The 22,880-nt window shown below is 71.8% G+C and carries 19 protein-coding genes and 1 pseudogene; 11 read left to right on the top strand and 9 right to left on the bottom strand.

What is annotated here, in order from left to right; all coding sequences use genetic code 11:
- Positions 1-4: 4 nt before the first annotated feature.
- Both AC0ZLC_RS07685 and AC0ZLC_RS07690 read left to right on the top strand, forming a co-directional pair.
- Positions 5-892 (top strand): SH3 domain-containing protein, encoded by an 888-nt coding sequence (locus AC0ZLC_RS07685; protein WP_476751119.1) that lies wholly within the window; start codon positions 5-7, stop codon positions 890-892.
- On the top strand, positions 892-1,887 hold the full coding sequence (locus tag AC0ZLC_RS07690) for a serine/threonine-protein kinase (RefSeq protein WP_476751120.1): 996 nt from the start codon (positions 892-894) through the stop codon (positions 1,885-1,887). Before AC0ZLC_RS07685 ends, AC0ZLC_RS07690 begins: the two co-directional genes overlap by 1 nt.
- A 144-nt stretch (positions 1,888-2,031) precedes the next feature.
- Here AC0ZLC_RS07690 and AC0ZLC_RS07695 read toward each other — a convergent pair whose 3' ends face one another.
- Entirely contained in the window at positions 2,032-3,321 is a 1,290-nt protein-coding gene (locus tag AC0ZLC_RS07695) for a streptophobe family protein (protein WP_476751121.1), read from the bottom strand.
- A 164-nt stretch (positions 3,322-3,485) separates the two neighbouring features.
- On the opposite strand from AC0ZLC_RS07695, the gene AC0ZLC_RS07700 reads away from it, so the two are divergent.
- A complete protein-coding gene (locus tag AC0ZLC_RS07700) occupies positions 3,486-4,823 on the top strand; it encodes a DUF6777 domain-containing protein (protein WP_476751122.1) in 1,338 nt (445 codons plus the stop codon).
- 50 nt (positions 4,824-4,873) lie between these two features.
- Here the strand turns inward: AC0ZLC_RS07700 and AC0ZLC_RS07705 are convergent, their stop codons facing one another.
- Together AC0ZLC_RS07705 and AC0ZLC_RS07710 are read right to left on the bottom strand one after the other, a co-directional pair.
- A complete protein-coding gene (locus AC0ZLC_RS07705; protein ID WP_476751204.1) occupies positions 4,874-5,299 on the bottom strand; it encodes a PRC-barrel domain-containing protein in 426 nt (141 codons plus the stop codon).
- Positions 5,299-6,054, bottom strand: a complete 756-nt coding sequence (locus AC0ZLC_RS07710; protein WP_476751123.1) for a PRC-barrel domain-containing protein — start codon at positions 6,052-6,054, stop codon at positions 5,299-5,301. The genes AC0ZLC_RS07705 and AC0ZLC_RS07710 overlap by 1 nt, the downstream gene beginning before the upstream one ends.
- 486 nt (positions 6,055-6,540) lie before the next feature.
- Between AC0ZLC_RS07710 and AC0ZLC_RS07715 the strand changes: the two genes are divergently transcribed.
- The 4 genes and pseudogenes from AC0ZLC_RS07715 to AC0ZLC_RS07730 all read left to right on the top strand — a co-directional run bounded on the left by AC0ZLC_RS07715 (position 6,541) and on the right by AC0ZLC_RS07730 (position 9,950).
- Positions 6,541-6,876, top strand: a complete 336-nt coding sequence (locus AC0ZLC_RS07715; RefSeq protein WP_476751124.1) for an STAS domain-containing protein — start codon at positions 6,541-6,543, stop codon at positions 6,874-6,876.
- A gap of 340 nt (positions 6,877-7,216) precedes the next feature.
- The gene (locus tag AC0ZLC_RS07720; protein WP_476751125.1) at positions 7,217-7,669 is read left to right on the top strand and encodes an ATP-binding protein; all 453 of its coding nucleotides are present in this window, start codon (positions 7,217-7,219) and stop codon (positions 7,667-7,669) included.
- Between the two features lie 217 nt (positions 7,670-7,886).
- Positions 7,887-8,328: pseudogene (locus AC0ZLC_RS07725) on the top strand (response regulator).
- A 161-nt stretch (positions 8,329-8,489) separates the two neighbouring features.
- Positions 8,490-9,950, top strand: coding sequence for a diacylglycerol/lipid kinase family protein (locus AC0ZLC_RS07730; RefSeq protein ID WP_476751126.1), 1,461 nt, complete (start codon positions 8,490-8,492; stop codon positions 9,948-9,950).
- A 114-nt stretch (positions 9,951-10,064) separates the two neighbouring features.
- Here AC0ZLC_RS07730 and AC0ZLC_RS07735 read toward each other — a convergent pair whose 3' ends face one another.
- Both AC0ZLC_RS07735 and AC0ZLC_RS07740 read right to left on the bottom strand, forming a co-directional pair.
- Entirely contained in the window at positions 10,065-10,961 is an 897-nt protein-coding gene (locus tag AC0ZLC_RS07735; RefSeq protein ID WP_476751127.1) for a SigB/SigF/SigG family RNA polymerase sigma factor, read from the bottom strand.
- 105 nt (positions 10,962-11,066) lie between these two features.
- A complete protein-coding gene (locus AC0ZLC_RS07740; RefSeq protein ID WP_476751128.1) occupies positions 11,067-11,294 on the bottom strand; it encodes a DUF5133 domain-containing protein in 228 nt (75 codons plus the stop codon).
- A 283-nt stretch (positions 11,295-11,577) separates the two neighbouring features.
- On the opposite strand from AC0ZLC_RS07740, the gene AC0ZLC_RS07745 reads away from it, so the two are divergent.
- Positions 11,578-12,045 (top strand): helix-turn-helix domain-containing protein, encoded by a 468-nt coding sequence (locus AC0ZLC_RS07745; RefSeq protein WP_476751129.1) that lies wholly within the window; start codon positions 11,578-11,580, stop codon positions 12,043-12,045.
- A gap of 121 nt (positions 12,046-12,166) precedes the next feature.
- Here the strand turns inward: AC0ZLC_RS07745 and AC0ZLC_RS07750 are convergent, their stop codons facing one another.
- From AC0ZLC_RS07750 to AC0ZLC_RS07760, 3 genes are all read right to left on the bottom strand, one after another.
- Positions 12,167-12,769: a ClpP family protease gene (locus tag AC0ZLC_RS07750; RefSeq protein WP_476751130.1), complete on the bottom strand. Its 603-nt coding sequence runs from the start codon at positions 12,767-12,769 to the stop codon at positions 12,167-12,169.
- Between the two features lies 1 nt (position 12,770).
- On the bottom strand, positions 12,771-13,424 hold the full coding sequence (locus AC0ZLC_RS07755) for an ATP-dependent Clp protease proteolytic subunit (RefSeq protein WP_358856002.1): 654 nt from the start codon (positions 13,422-13,424) through the stop codon (positions 12,771-12,773).
- Positions 13,425-13,548: 124 nt separating this feature from the next.
- Positions 13,549-14,757 (bottom strand): epoxide hydrolase family protein, encoded by a 1,209-nt coding sequence (locus AC0ZLC_RS07760; protein WP_476751131.1) that lies wholly within the window; start codon positions 14,755-14,757, stop codon positions 13,549-13,551.
- 288 nt (positions 14,758-15,045) lie between these two features.
- Between AC0ZLC_RS07760 and AC0ZLC_RS07765 the strand changes: the two genes are divergently transcribed.
- The 3 genes from AC0ZLC_RS07765 (at position 15,046) to AC0ZLC_RS07775 (ending at position 21,858) form a co-directional block, all read left to right on the top strand.
- Positions 15,046-15,528, top strand: coding sequence for a VOC family protein (locus tag AC0ZLC_RS07765; protein WP_476751132.1), 483 nt, complete (start codon positions 15,046-15,048; stop codon positions 15,526-15,528).
- Between the two features lie 210 nt (positions 15,529-15,738).
- A complete protein-coding gene (locus AC0ZLC_RS07770; protein ID WP_476751133.1) occupies positions 15,739-20,037 on the top strand; it encodes a discoidin domain-containing protein in 4,299 nt (1,432 codons plus the stop codon).
- A 195-nt stretch (positions 20,038-20,232) separates the two neighbouring features.
- Positions 20,233-21,858 (top strand): MFS transporter, encoded by a 1,626-nt coding sequence (locus AC0ZLC_RS07775; protein WP_476751134.1) that lies wholly within the window; start codon positions 20,233-20,235, stop codon positions 21,856-21,858.
- Between the two features lie 19 nt (positions 21,859-21,877).
- Here the strand turns inward: AC0ZLC_RS07775 and AC0ZLC_RS07780 are convergent, their stop codons facing one another.
- Positions 21,878-22,792 carry an SGNH hydrolase domain-containing protein gene (locus AC0ZLC_RS07780; protein ID WP_476751135.1) on the bottom strand — a complete coding sequence of 305 codons (915 nt, stop codon included), beginning with the start codon at positions 22,790-22,792 and terminating at the stop codon, positions 21,878-21,880.
- Positions 22,793-22,880 lie beyond the last annotated feature (88 nt).

The following is a 22,880-nucleotide window of genomic DNA, read 5'->3' on the forward strand; positions in this document are numbered from 1 at the left end:
TGCGATGACGGCTCCCGACTTCCGCCCCACCCATATCGTCCCCCAGGACGGGATGTCCGCCTGGGAGGGTCCCGATCCCTCCCGGCCCACGGTGCCGCTCGACGCGCTGCTGCCCGTCCAGCTGGTCGACCGGCGCGGGGACTGGGGCCGGGTCGTCTGCGCCAACGGCTGGTCCGCCTGGGTCGACGGCCGGCTGCTGGTCGCAGTACCGCAGGCGCCGCCCGCCGCCGGCAGCGCGCTCACCCGCACGGCGGATCCGCGCCCGCTCCTCACCCGCGTCCAGGAGTCGCTCGCCCGCTTCCGCAGCGCGACGGAGGATCTGACCGCCGGCCGGCTCGACGGGGAGTCCTTCCGCGGCCGTACGCGGGGACTGCGGGCCGGGGTGGTCGTCGACGGCGAGTCGGTGTGGCTGTACGACGCCGACCACGAGCGGTGGGTGTACACCGACGGCACGCGGATGGCCACGTACGCCGTACCGGGGGAGCCGTCGGCCGCGGCGCCGGAGCCCGCCCGGCCGCACCGCGAGGCCACCCGGGTCGTACGGGAACCGGAGCCCGGGGCCCAGCCGCCCCCGTTCGCCGGGCCGCCGAGCGCCGACGCGCGGGCCCCCCGTGCGGACGGCCCCGCGCCGACGGAGCCCGCGGACCAGGCCGGGCCGGTCAGCAGCGCGCACGGGGCGCGGTCCCACGAGCCGACCCGGCTGGTGGCGCGAGCGGACACCGCTCCGTCCCGGCAGCCGGATGCCCCGGAGCCGGGGGAGCCGGGGGAGCCGGCCCGGCCCGTAGGGCAGCCCGCCGCCGACGGGGGACACGAACCGACGCGTGTCGTGCCACGCGCCGCGGACGCGCCCGACGGCGCGCGGCGGCGTGACACGCGCCGGGAGGGCCGCTGATGCGCGGCACGCCCGACGACGCGAGCGTCTACGCGGGACGGCCCTCGGGCCTGGTGGGCAAGCAGATCGCCGGCTACCTGATCGAACGCGAGATCGGCCGCGGTGGCATGGCCGTCGTCTACCGCGCGAAGGACCTCCGCCTCGACCGGACCGTCGCCCTGAAGCTGCTCGCGCCGGAACTCGCGCGCAACGACACCTTCCGCCGCCGCTTCACCCACGAGTCCCGGGTGGCCGCCGCCATCGACCATCCGCACATCGTGCCGGTCTTCGAGGCGGGCGAGACGGACGGCGTCCTCTACATCGCGATGCGCTACGTCGCCGGGCAGGACCTGCGCCATCTGCTGGACCGCGAGGGGCCGTTGCCCACCGGGACGGCCGTCCGCATCGCCGCGCAGGTGGCGTCCGCGCTCGACGCCGCGCACGAGCACGGCCTCGTGCACAGGGACGTCAAACCCGGCAACATCCTGGTGGCGCGCGGCACGGACAGCGACCACCCCGAGCACGTGTACCTCACGGACTTCGGCCTGACCAAGAAGTCGCTGTCGCTGACCGGTTTCACGACCGTCGGGCAGTTCGTCGGCACCCTCGACTACGTGGCGCCCGAGCAGATCTCCGGGCGCCCGGTCGACGGGCGCTGCGACGTCTACGGCTTCGCGTGTGTCGTCTACGAGACCCTGGCAGGCAAGCCGCCCTTCCAGCGGGACGACGACATGGCCCTGCTGTGGGCCCACCAGTACGACGAGCCGCCACCGCTCACCGAGAAGCGGCCGGACCTGACCTCCGGCGCCGACGCCGTCCTGGCGAGGGCGCTGGCGAAGAGCCCCGACGACCGGTACGACTCCTGCCTCGCGTTCACGGCGGCGCTGCGGGCCGCCGTGACGGGACGGGTGGACGGCGGTCGACCGCCGACGCGGGTGGACCACGTCTCGGCGTCCGGCGATCCCGGCGCGCCGCCAGAGCCGCCGGACTGGGCCCGCCCGGCCTTCCGCCGCTGACCCGCGACCCGGGCCATCCGGACGGTCCTCAGCCGCACCCCCGGACGCTCACCCGCCCTCCGGCAGGTCACCGCCCCGCGGCAGCTCGGCCGCCACCCCCGGACGCGCACCGCCTCCCGGCAGCTCGGCCGCCACCCCCGTACTTCAGCCGCTGCCCGGCTCCGCCCGGTGGACCGGCACCTCACCCCGCCGGCGCACCCTCGTCGCCAGGAGGGCGCCGAGGAAACCGGCGAGAAGGCCCCAGAGCACGGCGAACCCGAGCGCCGTCCAGAGCCTGGGCCGCAGCAGGAGCTGTCCGGAGAGGCCGCCGCCGAGGTCTCCGATGCCGAGCACCGACAGTCCGAAACGCGCCGAGAGACGGGCGAGGAGACAGATCGTCAGTACCGTCAGGGCCAGCGCCGCCGCCAGGTGCACCGCGTGCTGCCGGACCCGCACCCGGGCGGGGGAGCGGGTGGCCATCAGGAACGCGGCGCCCAGCAGCAGTACGGCGTCGACGGCCACCAGCCACCACACCCGGCCGTCGTACTCGGAGAGCGTGCGCAGGTTGAGCGTGGAGATGTCCCGGGTGCGCAGCACCTCGTCGAGAACGTGCGGCACGGGAAGACCGAAGGGTCCGTCGACCCGCCCTTCCCAGGTGGCACCCAGCCCGATCGTGAGGGCGAGCCACACCAGGTTCGGAAGGCCGAGCAGGATCACGGCGAAGGTCTCCGCGACGTGGCCGCGGGTCGCGGCGACCACCAGCGCGACGAGCACCCCGAGGGCCACGGAGGACAACAGCAGGGCGACCATGGCGAAGGCGGCCGGACGCACCGACTCCTGCAAGCGCACCAGCCGGGCCGGAAGCGGGGCCCGGGGCGAGACGAGCAGGGCCAGCACCAGGACACCGGCCAGCCACAGCAGCCCGAACAGCAGGGTGACGGGCAGATCCGCCTTGAAACCGACCTTCGGGGAGGCGCCGAGCAGATCGCCGAGTTCGGAGACGGCTCCGTCCCCCAGGGAGATCTCGAAGTCCTGCCGGGCCGCGAGCGCGAGCACGGTCAGTCCCGCCAGCCAGACGACGCCGATCCGGGCGGCCCAGCCGCCCAGCTCCGGCGCACCGGCCACGGCCCGGTGCCGCAGCGGGCGAAGGAAGCCGGCGGCGATCACCAGAGTCCCGGCGAGCGTGACCGACAACGGCATCACGGTGAGGGCCGCCTGCGTGTCGGCGAGGGCTCCGGCGTCCCCGGACAGCTCGATGCCTCCGCCGACGGCGGTCACCACGGTCGCCGCCACGACCCGCGGGAACGCGGTGTCGGGCAGGTCGGCCGCACCGGCCGCCCACAGACCGAGGGCGGCGATCGCACCCATCACGATCAGCCCGGCCAGGACCGTCGTGACGGCCTGGACCCAGCCGTGGCGGGCGACGGTCCGGTCGGACGCTGTCTGAGGACTCACGTGGTCACGCTAAGCAGGGCGGGGGAGGTCCGCCCGCCGGGAAGGGCCGACCGCGTCCGCTTGCGGGGGACACGGGACCGGAGCACACAATGGCCTCGTCGTGGAAGGAAGCGGCGCAAAAAGGATGAAGTGCCGCGGAGTCCCTACGCAGGGAAGAAGAGCTCGTGAGCGTCGAACCGCCGTCGTCCGGCCGTCCCACAGGCCCCCCCTCGGGCCCGCTGTCGGGCCCCTCGCAGCCGGGTGCGTCCCAGCCGGGCCCCACCCAGCCCACCCCCCGGCCCCCGCAGGGGCGCGGCGGTGACTCGGGCGCGGGAGGCACCGGCGGAGGCGGCGGGCCGGGGGGACCGTCCGGACCGCACCGGCCCGGCGGCGCGAGCCGAGGCGGCGGCCCGGACCGCCCCTGGTGGAAATCGGCCCCCCGGGTGGCGCTGATCGCCACCGCGGTCGTGGCGGCGGTGATCCTGGCCGTCGTCCTCACCCGGCCGGACGGCACGTCCGGGGGTTCCGCGGACGGCGGCGATGGCGAGGTCTTCCTACAGGCCGCCGCGAAGACGGGCCCCGACCCGTTCACGGAGTCGACGGCGAAGGACAGCTCCACCACGCCCGAGACCCCCGCGCCGCCGACCGGCACGTCGGAGCCCGCGAACGTGACGCGGGCCGTGGACGGCTCGGCACCCGGTCTCTACGGCGGCACCCGCAAGGTCGCCAGCTGCGACGTGGAGAAGCAGATCTCCGCGCTCCAGGAGGATCCGCCGAAGAACAGGGCGTTCGCCTCCGTGGCGGGGGTCCAGCCCTCGGAGGTCCCGGCCCGTCTGCGCTCGCTCACCCCCGTCCAGCTGCGCATGGACACGCGGGTCACCAACCACGGCTACCGCGACGGTGCCGCCACCAGCTACCAGGCGGTTCTGCAGGCGGGCACGGCCGTGCTGGTGAACGACCGCGGTGTGCCGCAGGTGCGCTGTGCCTGCGGCAATCCGCTGACACCGCCGGTCCCGCAGAAGACGACACCCAGGACGACGGGCGACTCCTGGCCGTCGTACCGGCCGCAGAACGTCGTGGTCGTCACGCCGGCACCGACGGTCGTCGAGGTCTTCGTCCTCTTCGACCCGGAGCACCACGACTGGTTCCGGCGCGAGAAGGGCGACACCGGCAAGAAGGACAAGAAGACCGAGCCGCCGACCGAGCGGCCGTCCGCGTCGGTCAGCTCCCCGGGCTCCGGCTCCGCGTCGCCGTGCGTGTCGCCGCACGACGTGCCCGCCCCGTCGGGATGCGAGACGACGTCGCCCGGGTCGTCCTCCTCGTCCCCGTCGGCGCCCTCGTCGCGGCCGAGTTCACCGCCGCCGCCCCCGTCGCCTCCGACGTCCTCGGCTCCGGAACCGCCCCCCGACTCCTCGTCGGCCTCCGGCGGGACGACGACGGAGTCGGGCTCCACCTCCAGCATTCCGGAGTCGGCCTCCTCGCTCGGTGCGCCGCGGTCCGGCACCGGCCCCCGGGTCATCTGAACGGGGGCCGGTGCCGGCACGGAGGAATCAGGTGCGCTGCCGCCGCCCGGTCAGCCGGTCCGGACGACCAGCGCGTAGTCCCCGAGGCCGAGCAGCCGGTCGCCGGGAATCTCACCGAGCGCCGAGTAGATCTTCTCGACGCGTCCCGTGGCGGGGTCGAAGGAGATGTCCTTCACGGTGCCCCGCTCGTCGCCGTCCTCGGTCAGCACCCTGGCGCGCAGGGCGTCGTGCGGGGCCGGGGGCGCCGGCAGGGCGGAGTCGAGGGAGGGGTCCGAGCGGACGAGCACGGCATCGGGACCGAACGCGTGGAAGGCGCTCCAGGGGATCGCCGTCTCCTTGCGGCCCCGCGCGCCGGAGATCCGCGCGTGGCTGACCGTCCCGGACCCGGCGTCCAGGACCAGCGACTCGACGACGCCGATCTCGTTCGCCTCGCCGAGCGTCACGACCGGCAGCCCGCGGGCCTGGGAGAACATCATCACGCCGTCGTCCCCTTCTCGAACCCGTCCTGAACCCCGCTGCGCGCGCCCTGTCCGAACCCGGCCGGTGTCCCGTCGGGTGTGCCCGCGTCGAACCCGTCCCGAATCCCGTCGGGTGTGGTTCCGTCGGACCCGTCCCGAGTCCCGCCGTGCGCGCTGTCCTCGGCCTCCGCGCGCCCGGCCGCGGCGCTGCGGAGCTGGAACGCCTCGACCTGGCTGACGAAACCGGCGAGGTCGTCGGCGACGAAGCGGGTGGCGTCGCCGGGGATGACCAGGGCCTGCCCCGAGACGGCGAGCGTCTCGCCCCGCGGGACGAAGACCTTGTGCCGACGCCGTTTCGAACCCGGCTCCAGCGACTCCCGCGCGGCGATCCGGAAACCGACCACGCGCCCGCTGGTGCCGCCCTCGACCACGATGTCCAGCACCGTGCCGACCTCCGCGCCCGCGTCCGTCAGCACCTTGGCACCCAGCACCTGGCCGTGTGCCGCCTCGTCCCTTGCCACCACCGCCGTCGGCTCGGCGAGTGCGTCGAGACCGCGGATCATGACGGCGTGCCGGCCGAGCGAGTGCACCGCGTTCCAGGGAAGGCTCTGCTTCAGCGGACCCGCGAGCAGCCCCCGGCCACTGAGCGTGAAGCCCGTGACCCGGCCGGCCGGGCCGTCGAAGACGGTGTCCTTGACCTGCGCGACCACATCACCGCCCAGGGTGACCACAGGACGTTTGGTGAGACCGCGGGCGGCCATCAGCTCGCTCACCGCGTCCCCCTCCTGCCGCTCTTCCCGAACCCGCGTCCGCGCTGCACCGCGATGACGGTCCCCGACCGCCTGCTCGTCTGCACCCACACGGCTGTCACGGCGATCAGCGCCAGCACAGCGACAACGACGACGAGCCATACCCACCAGGCCACCGTCCACCTCCGGTCATTGAGGCCCACCGGCCGCAGTCGGCCGGATCCGGCTCTGTCCGTCTGCCCCGGGCGGACCGGAGGATGCACCCCCGTCCCGGGGACGGCACCGGCCGGAACAGCGCGGGATTTCAGCCGCGACAGGTGTACCGGATCGTTACGGCAGGCAATTGTTGCCCGAGGTCAACGACCGGCTACGGTGGGGCGAGACACCGCTCCACGACGGCGCCGTACGGGCGCCGTCCCCCTGCGACCACCCCCATGCCCCCGCAGGCGTCCCTGTCCCCGAAGTCGAAGGATCGCCGTGCATTCAGGTCGGAGTCCAGGTCAGGCGGCCATGTCACTGTCGGTGCGTGAGGCCCGCCGGTCGACCGTGATCGCCGTCCGCGGGGAGGTGGACCTGGACAACGCGGGGCAGCTCGCCGAGGCGATCACCTCGGCGGCCCCCGCCCGTCCGGGCCCGGTGGTCCTCGACCTGGCCGAGGTCGACTTCGCGGACTCGACCACGGTCAACGTCATCCTCCGGGCCTACGGCGCCCTCGGCGCACGCCTGCGGCTGGCGGCTCTCTCGCCGTACATGGACCGGCTCCTCGGCATCACCGGCGTCTCGGACGCGCTGCCCGTGTACGGCACGGTGGCCGAGGCGTTGGAGGATGACGCCCCGCAGGGGTGAGCCCCGCGGCGCCGCCCCGTCCCTCAGGACGGCCCCCGTCCCGGCTCCGCATACGTACGGGCCAGGGACGGGCCGAGCGACCACAGTTCGGTCGGCGACCTCTGTACTCGCACCGCACCCGGTGACCGTTCGCTCTCCGGCTGGGGGCCCTGCCCGGCCGCCCCGGGACGACACCGTCCCCCTGTGACAGCCCTGTGACGAAAGTCGCAGGCAGTCCCCGTACGACCCCTGACGGGCCCACCGGGGCTCCGGGGAAAACCGGGATGACTGAGAACGACTTCCCGGGGTAGGAGCGCCCTGCAGCAGCTTCAGGACGTCCCGGCTTCCGAGAGAGACACGCATGATCGAGCACTTGGGCGGAGCAGTGATACCGACTGGCTTCGACGTGCCCGTGGAACCGCTTCGGCGGACGGCGCACTACACGGGCGAGCCGGGGTGCATCGCCGAAGCACGGGCCTTCGCCGAGCTGTTTCTCGAGCAGCTCCGCTCGGAGTGGTGCGCCGAGGCCGACCCGCGGGCCGGCGGCGACCTCCTGCTGATCGTCAGCGAGCTGGTCACCAACGCGGACCGGCACAGCCAGGGACCGTACATCCTGGAACTCGAAGGAACCGACAGCTCCGTGACCGTCACGGTCTACGACAGCAGCGTGGCCCTGCCCCGGCGCTTTCCGCGCGACCCCCAGCGGATCGGCCGGCACGGACTCGAGATCGTCCACGCCCTCGCCACCGAGGTCTCGGTCGCCCGGGTCCCGGTCGGCAAGTGCGTCAGAGCCGTCCTCGACCTGCGCCCCTGAACCGGACACGCAGGGTGCGACCACGACCTCGGCGGCACACGGCGGCACCCGACGGCCTCCTCGCCCGGTAAGCCGGCCGTGGCACGGCGCGGTGTGCCGCCGCAGCAGGCTCACTGCGGCCGACGGCCGACGCAGGTGATTCGAGGGGATGAGCGTGGCGGATCGCCCGCTGGGGATCAGTGGACGCGGTGTCATGCCTCGCCTGGGGGAGCACGTACTGACTTCCCCCGCGGAACCCATCCAGGTCCTGCTCGTCGAGGACGATCCGGGCGACGAGCTGATGACCCGTGAGGCGTTCCAGGACAACAGGATCCGCAACACCCTGCACGTCGTCCGGGACGGCGAGGAGGCGCTCGACTTCCTCTACCGCCGGAACAAGCACGCGGACGCGCCACGGCCCGATCTGATCCTGCTGGACCTCAACCTGCCCAAGTACGACGGCCGGCAGGTGCTGGAGCGCATCAAGCCGGAGGACGACCTCGCACTCATCCCAGTCGTCGTGCTGACCACGTCCTCCGCGGAGGAGGACATCCTGCGCAGCTCGGCTGCACGCCAACGCGTACGTGACGAAACCGGTCGACCTGGACCAGTTCATCGCGGCCGTCCGGCGGATCGACGACTTCTTCGTGACCGTGGTGAAGCTGCCCAGGACCACGTGACGCACCGGGCAGACCTCGCCGAGTGGGCTCCGCTCCCTCCTCGCCGGTGACTTACGACGCGACGGCCGTCCATGAATGCCGCGAGCCGGGGCACAGTGAGAGGGGCGGCACGTCCTTGCCGGCCAGGAGATCCGTTGTCGAGACGCAAGGGTGGGCCGACCATGACAAGGCGTAAGGCGTGGCTGCGGGCGGGCGGCGGCATCCGGGGCCTGCCGGGCAGCGGAACGGTGATGCGGGCGGGCCTCGGGAGCACCGGCGTACCCAAGGGGCGCCGGGTCGCGGCGGGCGGGCTGCTGTGGGCCGCCGCGGCCGCGGCGCTCGGCGCGTCCGGTGACCGCACCGCGCGCCGTGCTGCGCTGCGGGGGCTCGGTACCGTCGCTCTCGCCTCGGCCGCGACCCGTGCCCTCGCCCGCCCGGCGGCGCGCAAGGTCCAGCCGCTCGAGGCGGCCGGGCACGCCGCGTCCGCCGCCGCGTTCGCGGCGGGGGTCGTCCTCGAGGCACCTCGCTACGGTCTGCTCGTCGTTCCCGGCGCCGTCGCACTGACCACGGCCCGCATACGGTCCCGGGTCCGGCACCCCGGTGACGTGGCCGTCGGCGTCGCGATCGGCGTCGGTGCCGCCGCGCTCAGCGCGCGCTGGTGGCCGGTCAAGCCGGACGCGGCAGCCGCGGCGGCACCCCCGCGCCGGCCCGCGCCCGCGCTGCCCGACGGCGCCGGACTCCACGTGGTCGTCAACCCGTCGTCGGGCCTCTCGCGGAGCGGCGACACCCCCGACGTGGCCGAACGCGTACGCTCCCTGCTGCCCAAGGCCGAGGTCACGGTGCCCCAGCCGGGGGAGCCCCTGCCCGGCCTCCTGGAGCAGGCCGCACGCCGGGCCAAGGAGCAGGGCGGCGCCCTGGGCGCCTGCGGCGGCGACGGGACGATCAACGCCGCGACGGAGGTGGCGGCCCGGGTGGGCGTGCCGCTCGCGGTGTTCCCGGGCGGGACCTTCAACCACTTCGCCGTGGACCTCGGCAACCAGACCGCAGAGGACGTCGCACGTGCCGTGCAGGACGGCGACGCGGTCGTCGCGGACATCGGACGCGCCAGGACGCCGGGCGGCCCGGAGCAGGTGTTCGTCAACACCTTCAGCCTGGGCGTCTACTCCGATCTGGTCAGCGCCCGGGAGCTCCTGGAGCAGCGGATCGGCAAGTGGCCCGCTCTGGTGGCCGGTCTGGCCAAGGTCCTGGCCACGGGCAGCCCGGTCAGCGTGTCGGTCAACGGCCGGCCCAAGCGCCTGTGGCTCCTGTTCGCGGGCAACGGCATCTACCACCCGGCCGGCTTCGCCCCCACGTACCGGACCCAACTGGACGACGGACTGCTGGACGTACGCGCCGTCGACGGCGGCACCCCGCTGGCCCGGACGCGGCTGCTGATCGCCGTGCTCACCGGCACCCTGCACAACAGCCGGGTCCTCACCACGGCACAGGTCCGCAGCCTGCGGCTCGAAGTGCTGCACGGCGACCCGCGGTTCTCCTACGACGGAGAGGTGACCAGCGCTGCGGGGCCCCGGCTGGTCCTCGACAAGGTGACGCGCGCCGTGACCCTGTACCGGCCCGCCGACAAGGACCAGTGGCTGCGCTGAGACGTGCGTGAGTGAGACGGGCGTGTTCGCGCCGAACGGCCGGTGGCGCCACCCCGGGACATCGCGGGGGTGGCGCCACCGGCCGTTCGGACGCTGCGGCGGGGATACGGGGTGTCAGGCCCGCTCGACGCGGTTCAGGTCGCTCAGCATGCCGGTGCGCAGCTGGGCGATGATCCGCTTGATCAGCCGCGAGACGTGCATCTGGGAGCAGCCGAGACGCTCTCCTATTTCCGCCTGGGTGGCTTCCTCCACGAACCGCAGGTGGATGATCTGCCGGTCGCGCTCGCTGAGCTCCGCCACCAGCGGCGCCAGCGTGTGGAAGTCCTCGACGAGGCGCATTCCGTCGTCCTCGACACCGATGAAGTCGGCGAGGACGGCCTCGCCGTCCTGGTTGCCCTCGCCCGTGAGCGCGGCGTCCAGGGAGGAGGAGTTGTAGCCGTTGGAGGCGATCTGGGCCTCGACGACCTCGTTCTCGGGCAGGTTCATGAGGGTGGCCAGCTCGGCGACGCTCGGGTCCCGGTCCAGCCGGCTGGAGAGTTCCTCCCGCGCCTTGGCCAGCTCCACCCGCAGCTCCTGGAGACGGCGCGGCACGTGCACCGCCCACGTCGTGTCACGGAAGAAGCGCTTGATCTCGCCGACGATGTACGGCAGCGCGAACGAGGTGAACTCGACCTCACGCGAGATCTCGAAGCGGTCGATGGCCTTGATCAGGCCGATCATCCCGACCTGGGCGATGTCCTCCAGGTCGTCGCCGCGGTGGCGGAAGCGGCCCGCCGCGAAGCGGACCAGCGACATGTTCATCTCGATCAGGGTGTTGCGCGCGTACTGGTACTCCTGCGTGCCCTCTTCGAGTTCCGTCAGGCGCTGGAAGAACTGACGGGACAGCTCCCTCGCATCGCGCGGGGCCACGGCACGCGGATCCTCGATGACCGGCAGTTCCTCCCGACCAGTTCCGGCCCGGGCGGACTCCTGGCTGACCTTCGACCGGCTCACGGCGGTGACGGTGTCCATTACCTCTCCCACGAAACTAGTCGCCCTTCCAGGCATCGTGTTCCGCGGCTACCCCGTAAGTCCCGGCGCATGTCTGTCTTTTCCGGAGAACTTTCTGACGCATCGTCAGCTCGTGAGGACGGAGTCGTCGGCGGTGCGGGCTCCGGGCAGCCGGTAGCGGGCGGCGATGAGGGCCGCGTCCACGTGCTTGGTGCCGGTCGCGACGCACAGGGTGTAGGCCAGATCGTCCATGCGCTGCCGGACCTCCGCACTGCCGCCCTCGGCGTGCAGCACCCGCAGCGTGTCGTACTGCTCGACGAGGTTGGTCAGGACCGCGGGGTGGGCCATCAGCACTGTGTTCTCCGTGGGGTAGGTCGGTGACGGTGATCGACCGTCACCGGCGATCGCTCTCGACGGCGCCTACCCGGCTTTCGCCGCCGTACGCCGGGCCGAAGGGCCCGGTCGCCGCCGGCCCTTCGGCCCGGCACCGGCGGGGCGGGCGGGTCCCGGCGCCCGTAACGGCCCAGGGCCCGGACGAAGAAGGCGCTGCTGCTGCCGCCGGCCACGTGGTACGACGCGGTTCCACCGACAGCGGAACCCCCGGTCCTCGCCCGCCCGGCGCTCCTACCCTGAGGCGGTGAGCAACCACATGTCGAACGAAGCCCGCGTCCTCCAACTGCGCCCGGCGGCGGGACCGTCGCCGGCCGCGGCCCCGGCGCGCGCACCGCAGGGGCCGCAGCCCGTCCGTACGCCCCACAACCCGACCGGCCGCAGGCCGACGGTCAAGGAGCCCTTGTGGCGCGACCTCGTCGGTGATGTGCTGCGGCGCGAGCGCCTCGCCCAGGAGCGGACGCTCAAGGACGTCGCCCACGCGGCCCGGATCTCGATGCCCTACCTCTCCGAGCTGGAGCGCGGCCGCAAGGAAGCCTCCTCCGAGGTCCTCGCGGCCGCCGCCCAAGCCCTCGGACTCGGCCTCGCCGATCTGCTGTCCCGGGCCCAGGGCGAACTCGTCCGCCTCGCCCAGGCCGGGCCGGCCGGCACCCGCGGCCACGGCAGGCGCACGCCGTCCGCGTCGCCGTACAACGGCATGTGCCTGGCGGCCTGACGAGCCGACGGCCGACGCTCCGGCGGGTTCGCTGTACGAGCCCGCCGGAGCGGGCCGCCGCTGCGCCGCCCCGCCGGACACGGCTCGCGGGTTGCCGCGCGGCCGGCACGGAGGTGCGGTGTCAGACCCGCGCGAGCCGACGGCTCAGCACCTCGTCCGCCAGCCCGTAGGCCACCGCCTCCTGCGCGGTGAAGACCTTGTCGCGGTCCATGTCCGCGCGCAGGCTCGCCACGTCGTGGTGCGTGTGCCGGGAGAGCACGTCCTCCACCTGGGAACGGATCCTCAGCATCTCCTTCGCCTGGAGGCTGAGGTCCGAGACCGTTCCCTGGCGTCCGCCGCTCGCGGGCTGGCCCAGCAGGACCCGCGCGTGCTCCAGTACGAACCGCCGGCCGGGATCTCCGCCGGCCAGCAGCACGGCGGCCGTCGACGCCGCCTGCCCGACGCAGAACGTGGAGATCGGTGCCTGCACGAACGTCATCGTGTCGTAGATCGCCATGAGCGAGGTGAAGGAACCCCCGGGCGAGTTGAGGTAGATCGCGATCTCGTTCTCCGGGCCCGCCGACTCCAGATGGAGGAGTTGCGCGATGACCACGTTGGCGACGCCGTCGTCGATCTCCGTACCGAGGAAGATGATCCGCTCGGAGAGCAGCCGGCTGAAGACGTCGTAGGACCGTTCACCCTGCGGCGTCCGCTCGACGACGTTCGGAATCGTGTAGGAACCCATGTCACAGCCCCATCCGTGGACGTGACGCGGCCGGCCGGACGTCGTCGAGGGACTCCACGACCCGGTCGACCATCCCGTACTCCAGTGCCTGTTGGGCCGTGAACCAGCGGTCGCGGTCGCCGTCCCGGGAGATCGTCTCCTCGCTCTGCCCGGTGTGCTCCGCGGTGATCCGCTCGATGGCCTTCTTCGTGAACTCCAGGTTCTGCGCCTGGATCTCGATGTCGGCCGCGGTACCGCCGATGCCTGCGGAGGGCTGGTGCATCATGATCCGCGCGTTCGGCAGCGCGAACCGCTTGCCGCGCGTGCCGACGCTGAGCAGGAACTGGCCCATGCTCGCCGCGAACCCCATGGCGAGCGTGGAGACGTCGTTCGGGATCAGCCGCATGGTGTCGTAGATCGCGAGACCGGCGGTGACGGAACCGCCGGGGCTGTTGATGTACAGGCTGATGTCGGTGCGCGCGTCCTCCGCTGAGAGCAGGAGCAGCTGCGCGCAGACCCGGTTCGCGGAGACCTCGTCCACCTGGGTGCCGAGGAAGACGATCCGCTGCCCGAGCAGTTGCGCGGCGAGATGGTCGTCGAAGCGCGTCGCGGGGGTGTCTCCGTCCTCGCCCCGCGGCCTCAGGGCCGGGTCCCAGCCGGTGATGAGTGGCGTCATGGGTCCTCCTTGTCGTGGGCGGCTGCCGTCGCCGCGCACTCCACTGTCGGCCCGCCCGCGCCACCGCATCGACTTTCTCTGCCCGCAGCAGATTCGCCAGGAGCAGATGACTTCGGGGATTCGCTCAGCCGGACCGCTTCTCGCGCAACCGGCGGAAGAACGCCCGCACGTCCGCGACCAGCAGATCGGGTTCCTCCATCGCGGCGAAATGCCCGCCGCGGTCGAATTCCGTCCACCGTACGATCCTGTTCGTCCGGTCAGCGACGTGCCGCAGCGGGACGAAATTGTCGTGGGGGAAGACGGCGAGCGCGGTCGGCGCGGCCGACGGGTCCGGGGGCGAACCCCAGTAGTCCGCGTGCGCGCGCTCGTAATAGAGGCGGGCGGACGAACCGGCGGTTCCGGTCAGCCAGTACAGCATCACGTTGGTCAGGAGCTGATCGCGGTCGACGGCGTCCTCGGGACGCTCGCGGGAATCCGTCCACTGCTTGAACTTCTCGGCTATCCAGGCGAGTTGGCCGACCGGTGAATCCGTCAGCGCGTAGGCGAGTGTCTGCGGGCGGGTGGCCTGGATGTCCGCGTAGCCCTGTTCCTCACGGGCCCACCGCTGTCCGCGTGCCCAGGAGGCGAGGGTCCGCTCGCGTTCCCCGGGGGATAGCCCGGCCAGTTCCTCCGCGGACGGTTCGCAGGTCGCGGACCCCGCGGGCAGCAGGTTCAGATGGACGCCGACGACGTCCTGGGGGCGGATCCGGCCCAGTTCACGGGAGATGGCCGCGCCCCAGTCGCCGCCCTGTGCCCCGTACCGCTCATAACCGAGGCGCCGCATCAGCTCGGCGAACGCGAGGGCCACACGCCTGAATTCCCAGCCGGTGTCCCGTGTGGGCCCGGAGAAGCCGAATCCGGGAATGCTCGGCAGCACGAGGTGGAAGGCGTCGGCGGGGTCGCCGCCGTGGGCCCGCGGATCGGTCAGGGGGCCCACGATGCCGAGGAACTCGACGATCGAACCGGGCCATCCGTGGGTGACGATCAGCGGAGTCGCGTCGGGTTCCGGGGACCTGATGTGCGCGAAATGGACCGTGGCTCCGTCGATCTCCGTGAGGAACTGCGGCCATTGGTTGAGCCGCGTCTCCGCAGCACGCCAGTCGTAGTCGTGCCGCCAGTACCGCACGAGTTCCCGCAGGTAGTCACGCGGGATTCCGTACTCCCATCCCACACCGGGGAGTTGGTCAGGCCAGCGCGTACGGTCGAGGCGTTGCCGCAGATCGTCCAGATCGCTTTCGGGAATGTCGATGCGGAAGGGACGGACGAGAGGCGTGGTGTCCTTCGGCGTGCTCATGTCCGCGGATGCTAGCGGCACGCGGTCCGATGCCCGTGCGCGTTCTCATGGGGCGCGGGGCCGCCTGGCCGAGCGCGGTACGCGCGGCATCCGCCCGTGGCGACGAGCGTCACCGAGGACTGCCCGTCGTTCACCGCGTGCCGGATCCTTGGCGTGCCCCCCCGGGCCCAGCGGCCGGGTGATCCGTACGGCCCCCTGCCGCGTACAGCGCTGCCCGCGCCACCGATGAGTTTTCGGACGAGGATCGGTCGAAACAGGTGAAGAGGTTCCCGCCCGAGGAGGTACCGCATGTCCACCGACGGATTCACCACATGTCTGTGGTTCGACGGCCAGGCCGAGGAGGCCGCCGACTTCTACGTCTCGGTCTTCAAGAACTCCCGGCTCGGCAGGGTCGGCCGCTACACCGACGCGGGGCCGGGACCCGCCGGTTCCGTGATGGTCGTCGAGTTCGAGGCCAATGGCCAGAAGTTCGTCGCCCTGAACGGAGGCCCGCAGTTCACGTTCAGTGAGGCCGTCTCCTTCCAGATCCCCTGCGCGGACCAGGAGGAGGTGGACTACTACTGGAACCGGCTCACCGAGGACGGCGGCGAGGGCGGTCCCTGCGGCTGGCTGAAGGACAGGTTCGGGCTGTCCTGGCAGGTCTTCCCGGCCCGGCTCATCGACATGATCGCAGACCCGGACCCGGTGAAGGCGGCACGCACGACCCAGGCCATGTACGCCATGAGCAAGCTCGACCTGGCGGCCCTGGAGAAGGCCTACGCCGGCGAGTAGCGGACCGGGAAAACCGCGGCCGGTCCCCCGCTCCGTGCCGCCGTTCGCTCTTGTGTCCTGCCGCACAGCGAAGGGCAACTTTCTCTGTGAGGACTGTGGACTCAGCAACATCACCGTGCAACTCTCCAACAACTGAATGCAAAAAAGCGACCCTTGCTCCCTTGCGGCTCTTCCGCGTCCCCCGTGAAACCCCTCCAGGGCAGGAGAAGGATGACCAGACACCGTTGGAGAGGCCGCTTGCTGGCCGCTCTGCTGACCACAGCGCTCGCCCTCATCGGGCTCCCCGCACTGACCACGACCACGGCCACGGCGGCCGGCGGCCCCAACCTCGCCGCGGGCAGGAGCGCCACGGCGAGCAGCTCCAAGGCCGAGTACGGCGCGTCCCGGACCACCGACGCAAACGCGTCCACGTACTGGGAGAGCTCGGGCTCCGGTTTCCCCCAGTGGGTGCAGGCCGACCTAGGATCGGCCGCCCGGATCGACGAGGTGGTCCTCAAGCTGCCCGCCTCCTGGGAGAGCCGGAACCAGACGCTCGCGGTACAGGGCAGTGGTGACGGCACGAGCTTCGACACGATCAAGTCCTCGGCGTCGTACGCCTTCACGCCGGGCGCGGGCAACACCGTGACCATCGCGTTCCCGGCCACCCAGGCCCGCCACGTGCGGATCACGATCACCGCGAACACCGGCTGGGCCGCCGCGCAGCTCTCGGAGCTGGAGGTGCACGGCGCGGGCGACTCCTCCGCGAACCTGGCCGCGGGCAAGCAGTTCACGGCCAGCAGCACCACGCAGACATACGTGGCCGCGAACGCCGGCGACGGGAACCGCGCCAGCTACTGGGAGAGCAGGAACGGCGAACTTCCGCAGTGGGTCCAGGTGGACCTCGGCGCGTCCGTGCGCGTCGACCGCGTGGTGCTGCGACTGCCGTCCGGCTGGGGCGCCAGGACCCAGACGCTCAAGCTCCAGGCAGGCACGAACGGTTCGGACTTCCATGACCTGACCGCCTCGAAGGGCTACGACTTCGACGAGGCGAACGACCTCACGCAGAGCGTGGCCTTCAACGCCACCACGACCCGCTTCGTCCGGGTGCTCGTCTCGGCCAACACGGGCCGGCCGGCCGGCCAGTTGTCGGAACTGGAGGTGTACGGGCCCACCACGGGCGACACCCAGGCGCCGGCCGCGCCCGCCGACCTGGCCTACACAGAACCCGCCACCGGCCGGATCGAGCTGACCTGGAAGGCCGCCACCGACAACGTCAGGGTCACCGGGTACGACATCTACGCCAACGGGGAGCTGCGTACCTCCGTCGCCGGTGACGTCACGACGTACACGGACACTCAGCCCGCCTCGGTGACCGTCGTCTACTACGTGCGCGCCAAGGACGCGGCGGGCAACCAGTCCGCCGACAGCAACACCGTCACCCGCAAGGGTGATTCGGGGGACACCCAGGCCCCGACCGCCCCCGCCGACCTGGCCTTCACCGAGACCGCCGGCGGACAGGTCGAACTCACCTGGCGGGCGTCCACGGACAACGTGAAGGTGACCGGCTACGACCTCTACGCGAACGGAACCCTGCGCAAGAGCGTCGCCGGTGACGTCACGACGTACACGGACACCCAGCCCGCCTCGGTGACCGTCGTCTACTACGTGCGCGCCAAGGACGCGGCGGGCAACCAGTCCGCCGACAGCAACACCGTCACCCGCAACGGTTCCACGAGCGACGACGCGAACCTCGCCGTGGGCAAGCCGGTCACCGCCTCGTCCAGCGTCTTCACCTTCGTCGCCGAGAACGCCAACGACGACAGGACCAGCAGCTACTGGGAGGGCGGTCCCGGCACGTACCCGAACAGCCTGACGGTGAAGCTCGGTGCCAACGCCGACGTCGGCACCGTGGTCCTCAAGCTCAGTCCCGACGCGGCGTGGGCCGCCAGGACCCAGCGGATCCAGGTCCTCGGCCGGGAGCAGAGGGCCACCTCGTTCACGAGCCTGGCCGCCGCCAAGGACTACACGTTCGACCCGGCGAGCGGGAACACGGTGCGCATCCCCGTCACCGGCCGCATCGCGGACGTCCAGCTGGTGTTCACCGCGAACTCCGGCTCCTCGGCCGGACAGGTCGCCGAGTTCCAGGTCCTGGGCACCCCGGCGCCCCACCCCGACCTCCAGGTCACCGGCATCACCTCGGCACCGGCGAGTCCCGTGGAGTCCGACGCGGTGAAGCTGACCGCGACCGTGCGCAACACCGGTACGGAGGCATCCGAGGCCACCGACGTGGAGTTCCGCCTCGGCGGCAGCAAGGCGGGCACCGCCGCCGTCGGCGCGCTCGCCGCGGGCGCGTCCACGACCGTCACCGCCGACATCGGCGCCCGTGACGCCGGGACCTACCGGATCAGTGCCGTCGCGGACCCGGCCGACAAGGTCATCGAGCAGAACGAGGGGAACAACTCCCACACCAGCCCGACCCTCCTCGTCGTCAAGCCCGTCCCCAGCTCCGACCTGGTGGCCGCCTCCGTCGGCTGGTCGCCCGGCGCACCGGCCGAGGGCAACACGGTCACCTTCTCCGTCACCCTGAAGAACCAGGGCACGGTGGCCTCCGCGAGCGGCGGCCACGGCATCACTCTCACCGTCCTCGACTCCGCAGGCACGACCGTCAGGACACTCACCGGTTCCTACGAAGGGGGGATCGCGGCCGGTGACACCGCCGCCCCGGTCAAGCTCGGAACCTGGACCGCCGGCAAGGGCAAGTTCACCGTGCGGACCGTGATCACGGCCGATGCCAACGAACTGCCGGTCAAGCGGGACAACAACACGACCAGCCAGCCGCTGTTCGTCGGCCGGGGCGCCAACATGCCGTACGACATGTACGAGGCCGAGGACGGCACCGCGGGCGGCGGCGCACAGACCGTAGGACCCAACCGCACGGTCGGCGACATCGCGGGCGAGGCGTCGGGCCGCAGGGCCGTCACCCTCAGCAACACCGGCAACTACGTGGAATGGACCACCAAGGCCGCCGCCAACACCCTGGTGACCCGCTTCTCCATCCCGGACTCCGCCGGAGGCGGCGGCACGAACTCCACCCTGAACGTCTACGTCGACGGCAAGTTCCTCAAGGCCGTCGACCTGACGTCCAAGTACGCCTGGTTGTACGGGGCGGAGACGGGCCCCGGCAACTCGCCCGGCTCGGGGTCACCGCGGCACATCTACGACGAGGCGAACCTGATGCTCGGCCAGACCGTCCCGGCCGGCAGCAGGATACGGCTCCAGAAGGACGCCGCCAACGACTCCAGGTACGCGATCGACTTCGTGAGCCTGGAGCAGGCCTCGGCGGTCCCGAACCCGGACCCGGCCGCCTACACCGTGCCGGCCGGCTTCTCCCACCAGGACGTGCAGAACGCGCTCGACAAGGTACGCATGGACACCACCGGCAAGCTCGCCGGCGTCTACCTGCCGGCCGGTGACTACGAGACGTCGAGCAAGTTCCAGGTGTACGGAAAGGCGGTCAAGGTCGTCGGCGCCGGCCCCTGGTACACACGCTTCCACGCCCCGTCGTCGCAGGAGAACACGGACATCGGCTTCCGGGCCGAGGCCAGTGCCAAGGGGTCGTCGTTCGCGAACTTCGCGTACTTCGGCAACTACACCTCGCGCATCGACGGCCCAGGCAAGGTCTTCGACTTCTCCAACGTCTCCGACATCACCATCGACAACATCTGGAACGAACACATGGTGTGCCTCTACTGGGGCGCCAACACCGACGGCATCACCATCAAGAACTCCCGGATCCGCGACATGTTCGCCGACGGCATCAACATGACCAACGGCAGTACGGACAACCACGTCGTCAACAACGAGGCGCGGGCGACCGGCGACGACAGCTTCGCGCTGTTCTCCGCGATCGACGCGGGCGGGGCCGACGAGAAGAACAACCTGTACGAGAACCTCACGTCGATCCTGACCTGGCGCGCGGCGGGCGTCGCCGTCTACGGCGGGTACGACAACACCTTCCGCAACATCCACATCGCCGACACGCTGGTCTACTCGGGCATCACGGTCAGCTCGCTGGACTTCGGCTACCCGATGAACGGCTTCGGCACCGCTCCGACGACCCTGGAGAACATCTCGGTCGTCCGGGCGGGAGGCCACTTCTGGGGTTCCCAGACCTTCCCGGGGATCTGGATGTTCTCCGCCTCGAAGGTCTTCCAGGGAATCCGCGTCAACAACGTCGACATCGTCGATCCGACCTACAGCGGCATCATGTTCCAGACCAACTACGTGGGAGGACAGCCACAGTTCCCGATCAAGGACACCGTCCTCACGGACGTGACGATCACCGGGGCGCACAGGAGCGGCGACGCGTACGACGCGAAGTCCGGCTTCGGCCTGTGGGCCAACGAGATGCCGGAGGCCGGCCAGGGCCCCGCCGTCGGTGAAGTCACCTTCCACAACCTCAAGATGAGCGACAACGCGCAGGACGTGAGGAACACGACGTCCACGTTCAAGATCAACCGGCTGCCGTAGCGCGCACCGCGTGCCGACGGCCGGACAGCCGCGCGGGCGGCGGGGTCTCCCACCCCGCCGCCCGCGCGCCACCCCGCCGCCCCGTATGGGCACGTGCGCGGTCGTTGATCGACTGGTGGAGCGGGACACCCCGGCTTACGTTGGTCAAGTGACTGCCGGCGCCAGCGCCGGCCTGCGACGACGCACGGACCCACGATGACGGCCGCTCACTCGACACCCCCGAAGTCTGCCGAAGCCCCGGAGCGGGGCCACGGCAGCGGTATCGCACTCCTCGTCATCGCCTCGTGCCAGCTCATGGTGGTTCTCGACATCACCATCGTGAACATCGCGCTGCCGCACATCCAGACCTCGCTCGGCTTCTCGACCGAGAGCCTCTCCTGGGTGGTCAACGCGTACACGCTGACCTTCGGCGGCCTGCTCCTGCTCGGCGGACGGCTGGGCGACATCCTCGGCCGGCGCAGAGTCTTCGTCTTCGGCGTCCTGCTCTTCGTGTTCGCCTCACTGCTCGGCGGACTCTCCCAGGAAGCCTGGCACCTGCTCGCGGCCCGCTCGCTCCAGGGCGTCGGCGGCGCCATCGCGTCACCCACCGCCCTCGCGCTGATCACCACCACGTTCCGTGAAGGCCCCGAGCGCAACCGGGCGTTCGGCGTGTTCGCTGCCGTCTCGGCAGGCGGCAGCGCGATCGGACTCCTCGCGGGCGGACTGCTCGTGGAGTGGCTCGACTGGCGCTGGGTCCTCTTCGTCAACGTGCCCATCGGCCTGCTGATCGTCCTCGCGACGCCCCGCTACATCCGCGAGTCCGAGCGGCACCCGGGCCACTTCGACCTCCTGGGCGCGCTCACCTCCACCCTGGGCATGGTGCTGCTCGTCTACGGCTTCATCCGCGCTTCCGAGGAGGGCTGGAGCGACAGCGTGACCCTCGCGTCCTTCGCGGCCGCGGTGCTGCTGCTGGCCGCGTTCATCGTCGTCGAGCGCCGCTCGAAGCAGCCCATCACGCCGCTGTGGATGTTCCGTGACCGCAACCGCGCGGGTGTCTACGGAATGATGCTGACGCTGGCCGCGGCGATGTTCGGCATGTTCTTCTTCCTGACCCTCTTCGTGCAGAACGTCCTGCACTTCAGTCCGCTGCGCGCGGGGCTGGCGTTCCTGCCGGTGAGCGCGATCATCGCCGTGGGTGCGGGCTTCGCCTCGCAGATGCTGCCCCGGTGGGGCCCCAAGCCGTTCATGGCGGGAGGCTCGGTCCTGGCCGCCATCGGGCTCGGCTGGCTGACGCTGACCGACGTCGACAGCACGTATCTCGGCAGCATCCTCGGCCCGATGCTCGTCTTCGGCTTCGGCATGGGCATGCAGTTCGTGTCGCTGACCCTGATGGCGGTCTCGGGTGTCTCGCCGCAGGAGTCGGGCGCCGCGTCCGGCATCCTGAACGCCACCCAGCAGGTGGGCGGTTCGCTCGGCCTGAGCGTGCTGGTCACCGTCTTCGGCACGGCCAGCCGCAACGAGGCCACCGACCAGATCCGGCAGTTCATGTCTCAGGCCACCCCGGCCCAACGGCTCGAGTTCCGCAAAACCGGACAGCTCCCGCCGCCGTGGAGCGACCAGGTGCTGACCTCGGGCATCTCCAGCGCGTTCGTCGCGGCGGCCGTCCTCGCCGTCGTGGCCGCGCTGATCGCCGTGATCGTCATCCAGGTGCGCCCGGACGACCTGAAGCGGCTCCAGGGCGGCGCGGCCGTCCCCGGTGTGCCGGCCGGAGACGTCCCCGAGGACTCGGTCCCCGGCGTCGCGGCACGGGAGCGGGACACCCGCGAGGGCCCGCCCGGCTGAGACCGGGCGCCCACCCTTGTCAGCGGACGTCTCCGGCGACGACCCGGGCGATCTCCCGCGTCATCCGGACGATCCCCGGCGACCGGACCGGGCACGGCCTCGGTCTGGACGTGGTGGGCGCGAGACAGAAGTGCAGGTGGTCGTCGTCCCGGTGCAGTGCGGTACGACCCGCGCCCGGATGGGTGCAGTACGCCGCGTGCGCACGCTCGTAGGCGGTGCACGGCAGGTACTGGGCCCACGTGTAGCGGGCGGACGCCGGACTGACGGCCTTCCCGGCGTCGGCGACCAGCTCGTGCGAGGCACGGGCCCGCCGCTCGTAGAGGGCGTTGACCCTCCTCACCCGGTCGGGGGTGACGGGGTCCGGTCCCTGCAGCACCCACACGATCCTCGGCCGCCGTGACCCGCCCGCCCCCGCGATCTGGTCGGCGAGCCGGTCCGCGTCCGCCGCGTACCGCGAGAAGTACGTGCCGCGCGCCTTGCCGTAGGTGATCCCGTCCATGCAGGGCGTGTAGCCCCAGGAGTTGCCCCAGAACTGGAGCACCACGTAGTCCGGCCGCACCGACCGCACCAGCGCGGCGGCCTTGTCGGCAGCCGGCACCAGCGACTTCTCCGAGGTGCCCTCCAGGTAGTCGCACAGGGTGGTGCCGGAGTAGGGCGCGCTCGTGTACCGGGCGCGTACCCCGTCCCGGAGCGCCGTGCCGAGCGCCCGCTGGTTCTCCATGGCCAGCGAGTCCCCGAGATAGAGCACCGTGGGCGCCTTCGCCGGCGCCCCGGTGGGGGCGGCGGCGGCCGGCCGGTGCACGGTCGGGGAGGGGGACGCGGATCCGCCTTCGACAGGCACCGGAGCGGGCGCCCGCGGACCCGACTCGGGATCCCCGCACGCCCCGAGCAACAGCCCCGCCAGCACCATCCCCGCGATCCACGGCCTTCGCATCCGGCCACTCCCGCCCCGCCCGCCGAAAGGACCTCCCAGGCAAGCACAGCCACCGGGAAGGGGGAAGGCGTACGTCGGCCACCGCGCC

The sequence above is a fragment of the Streptomyces sp. GLSS-08 genome, assembly GCF_056387915.1.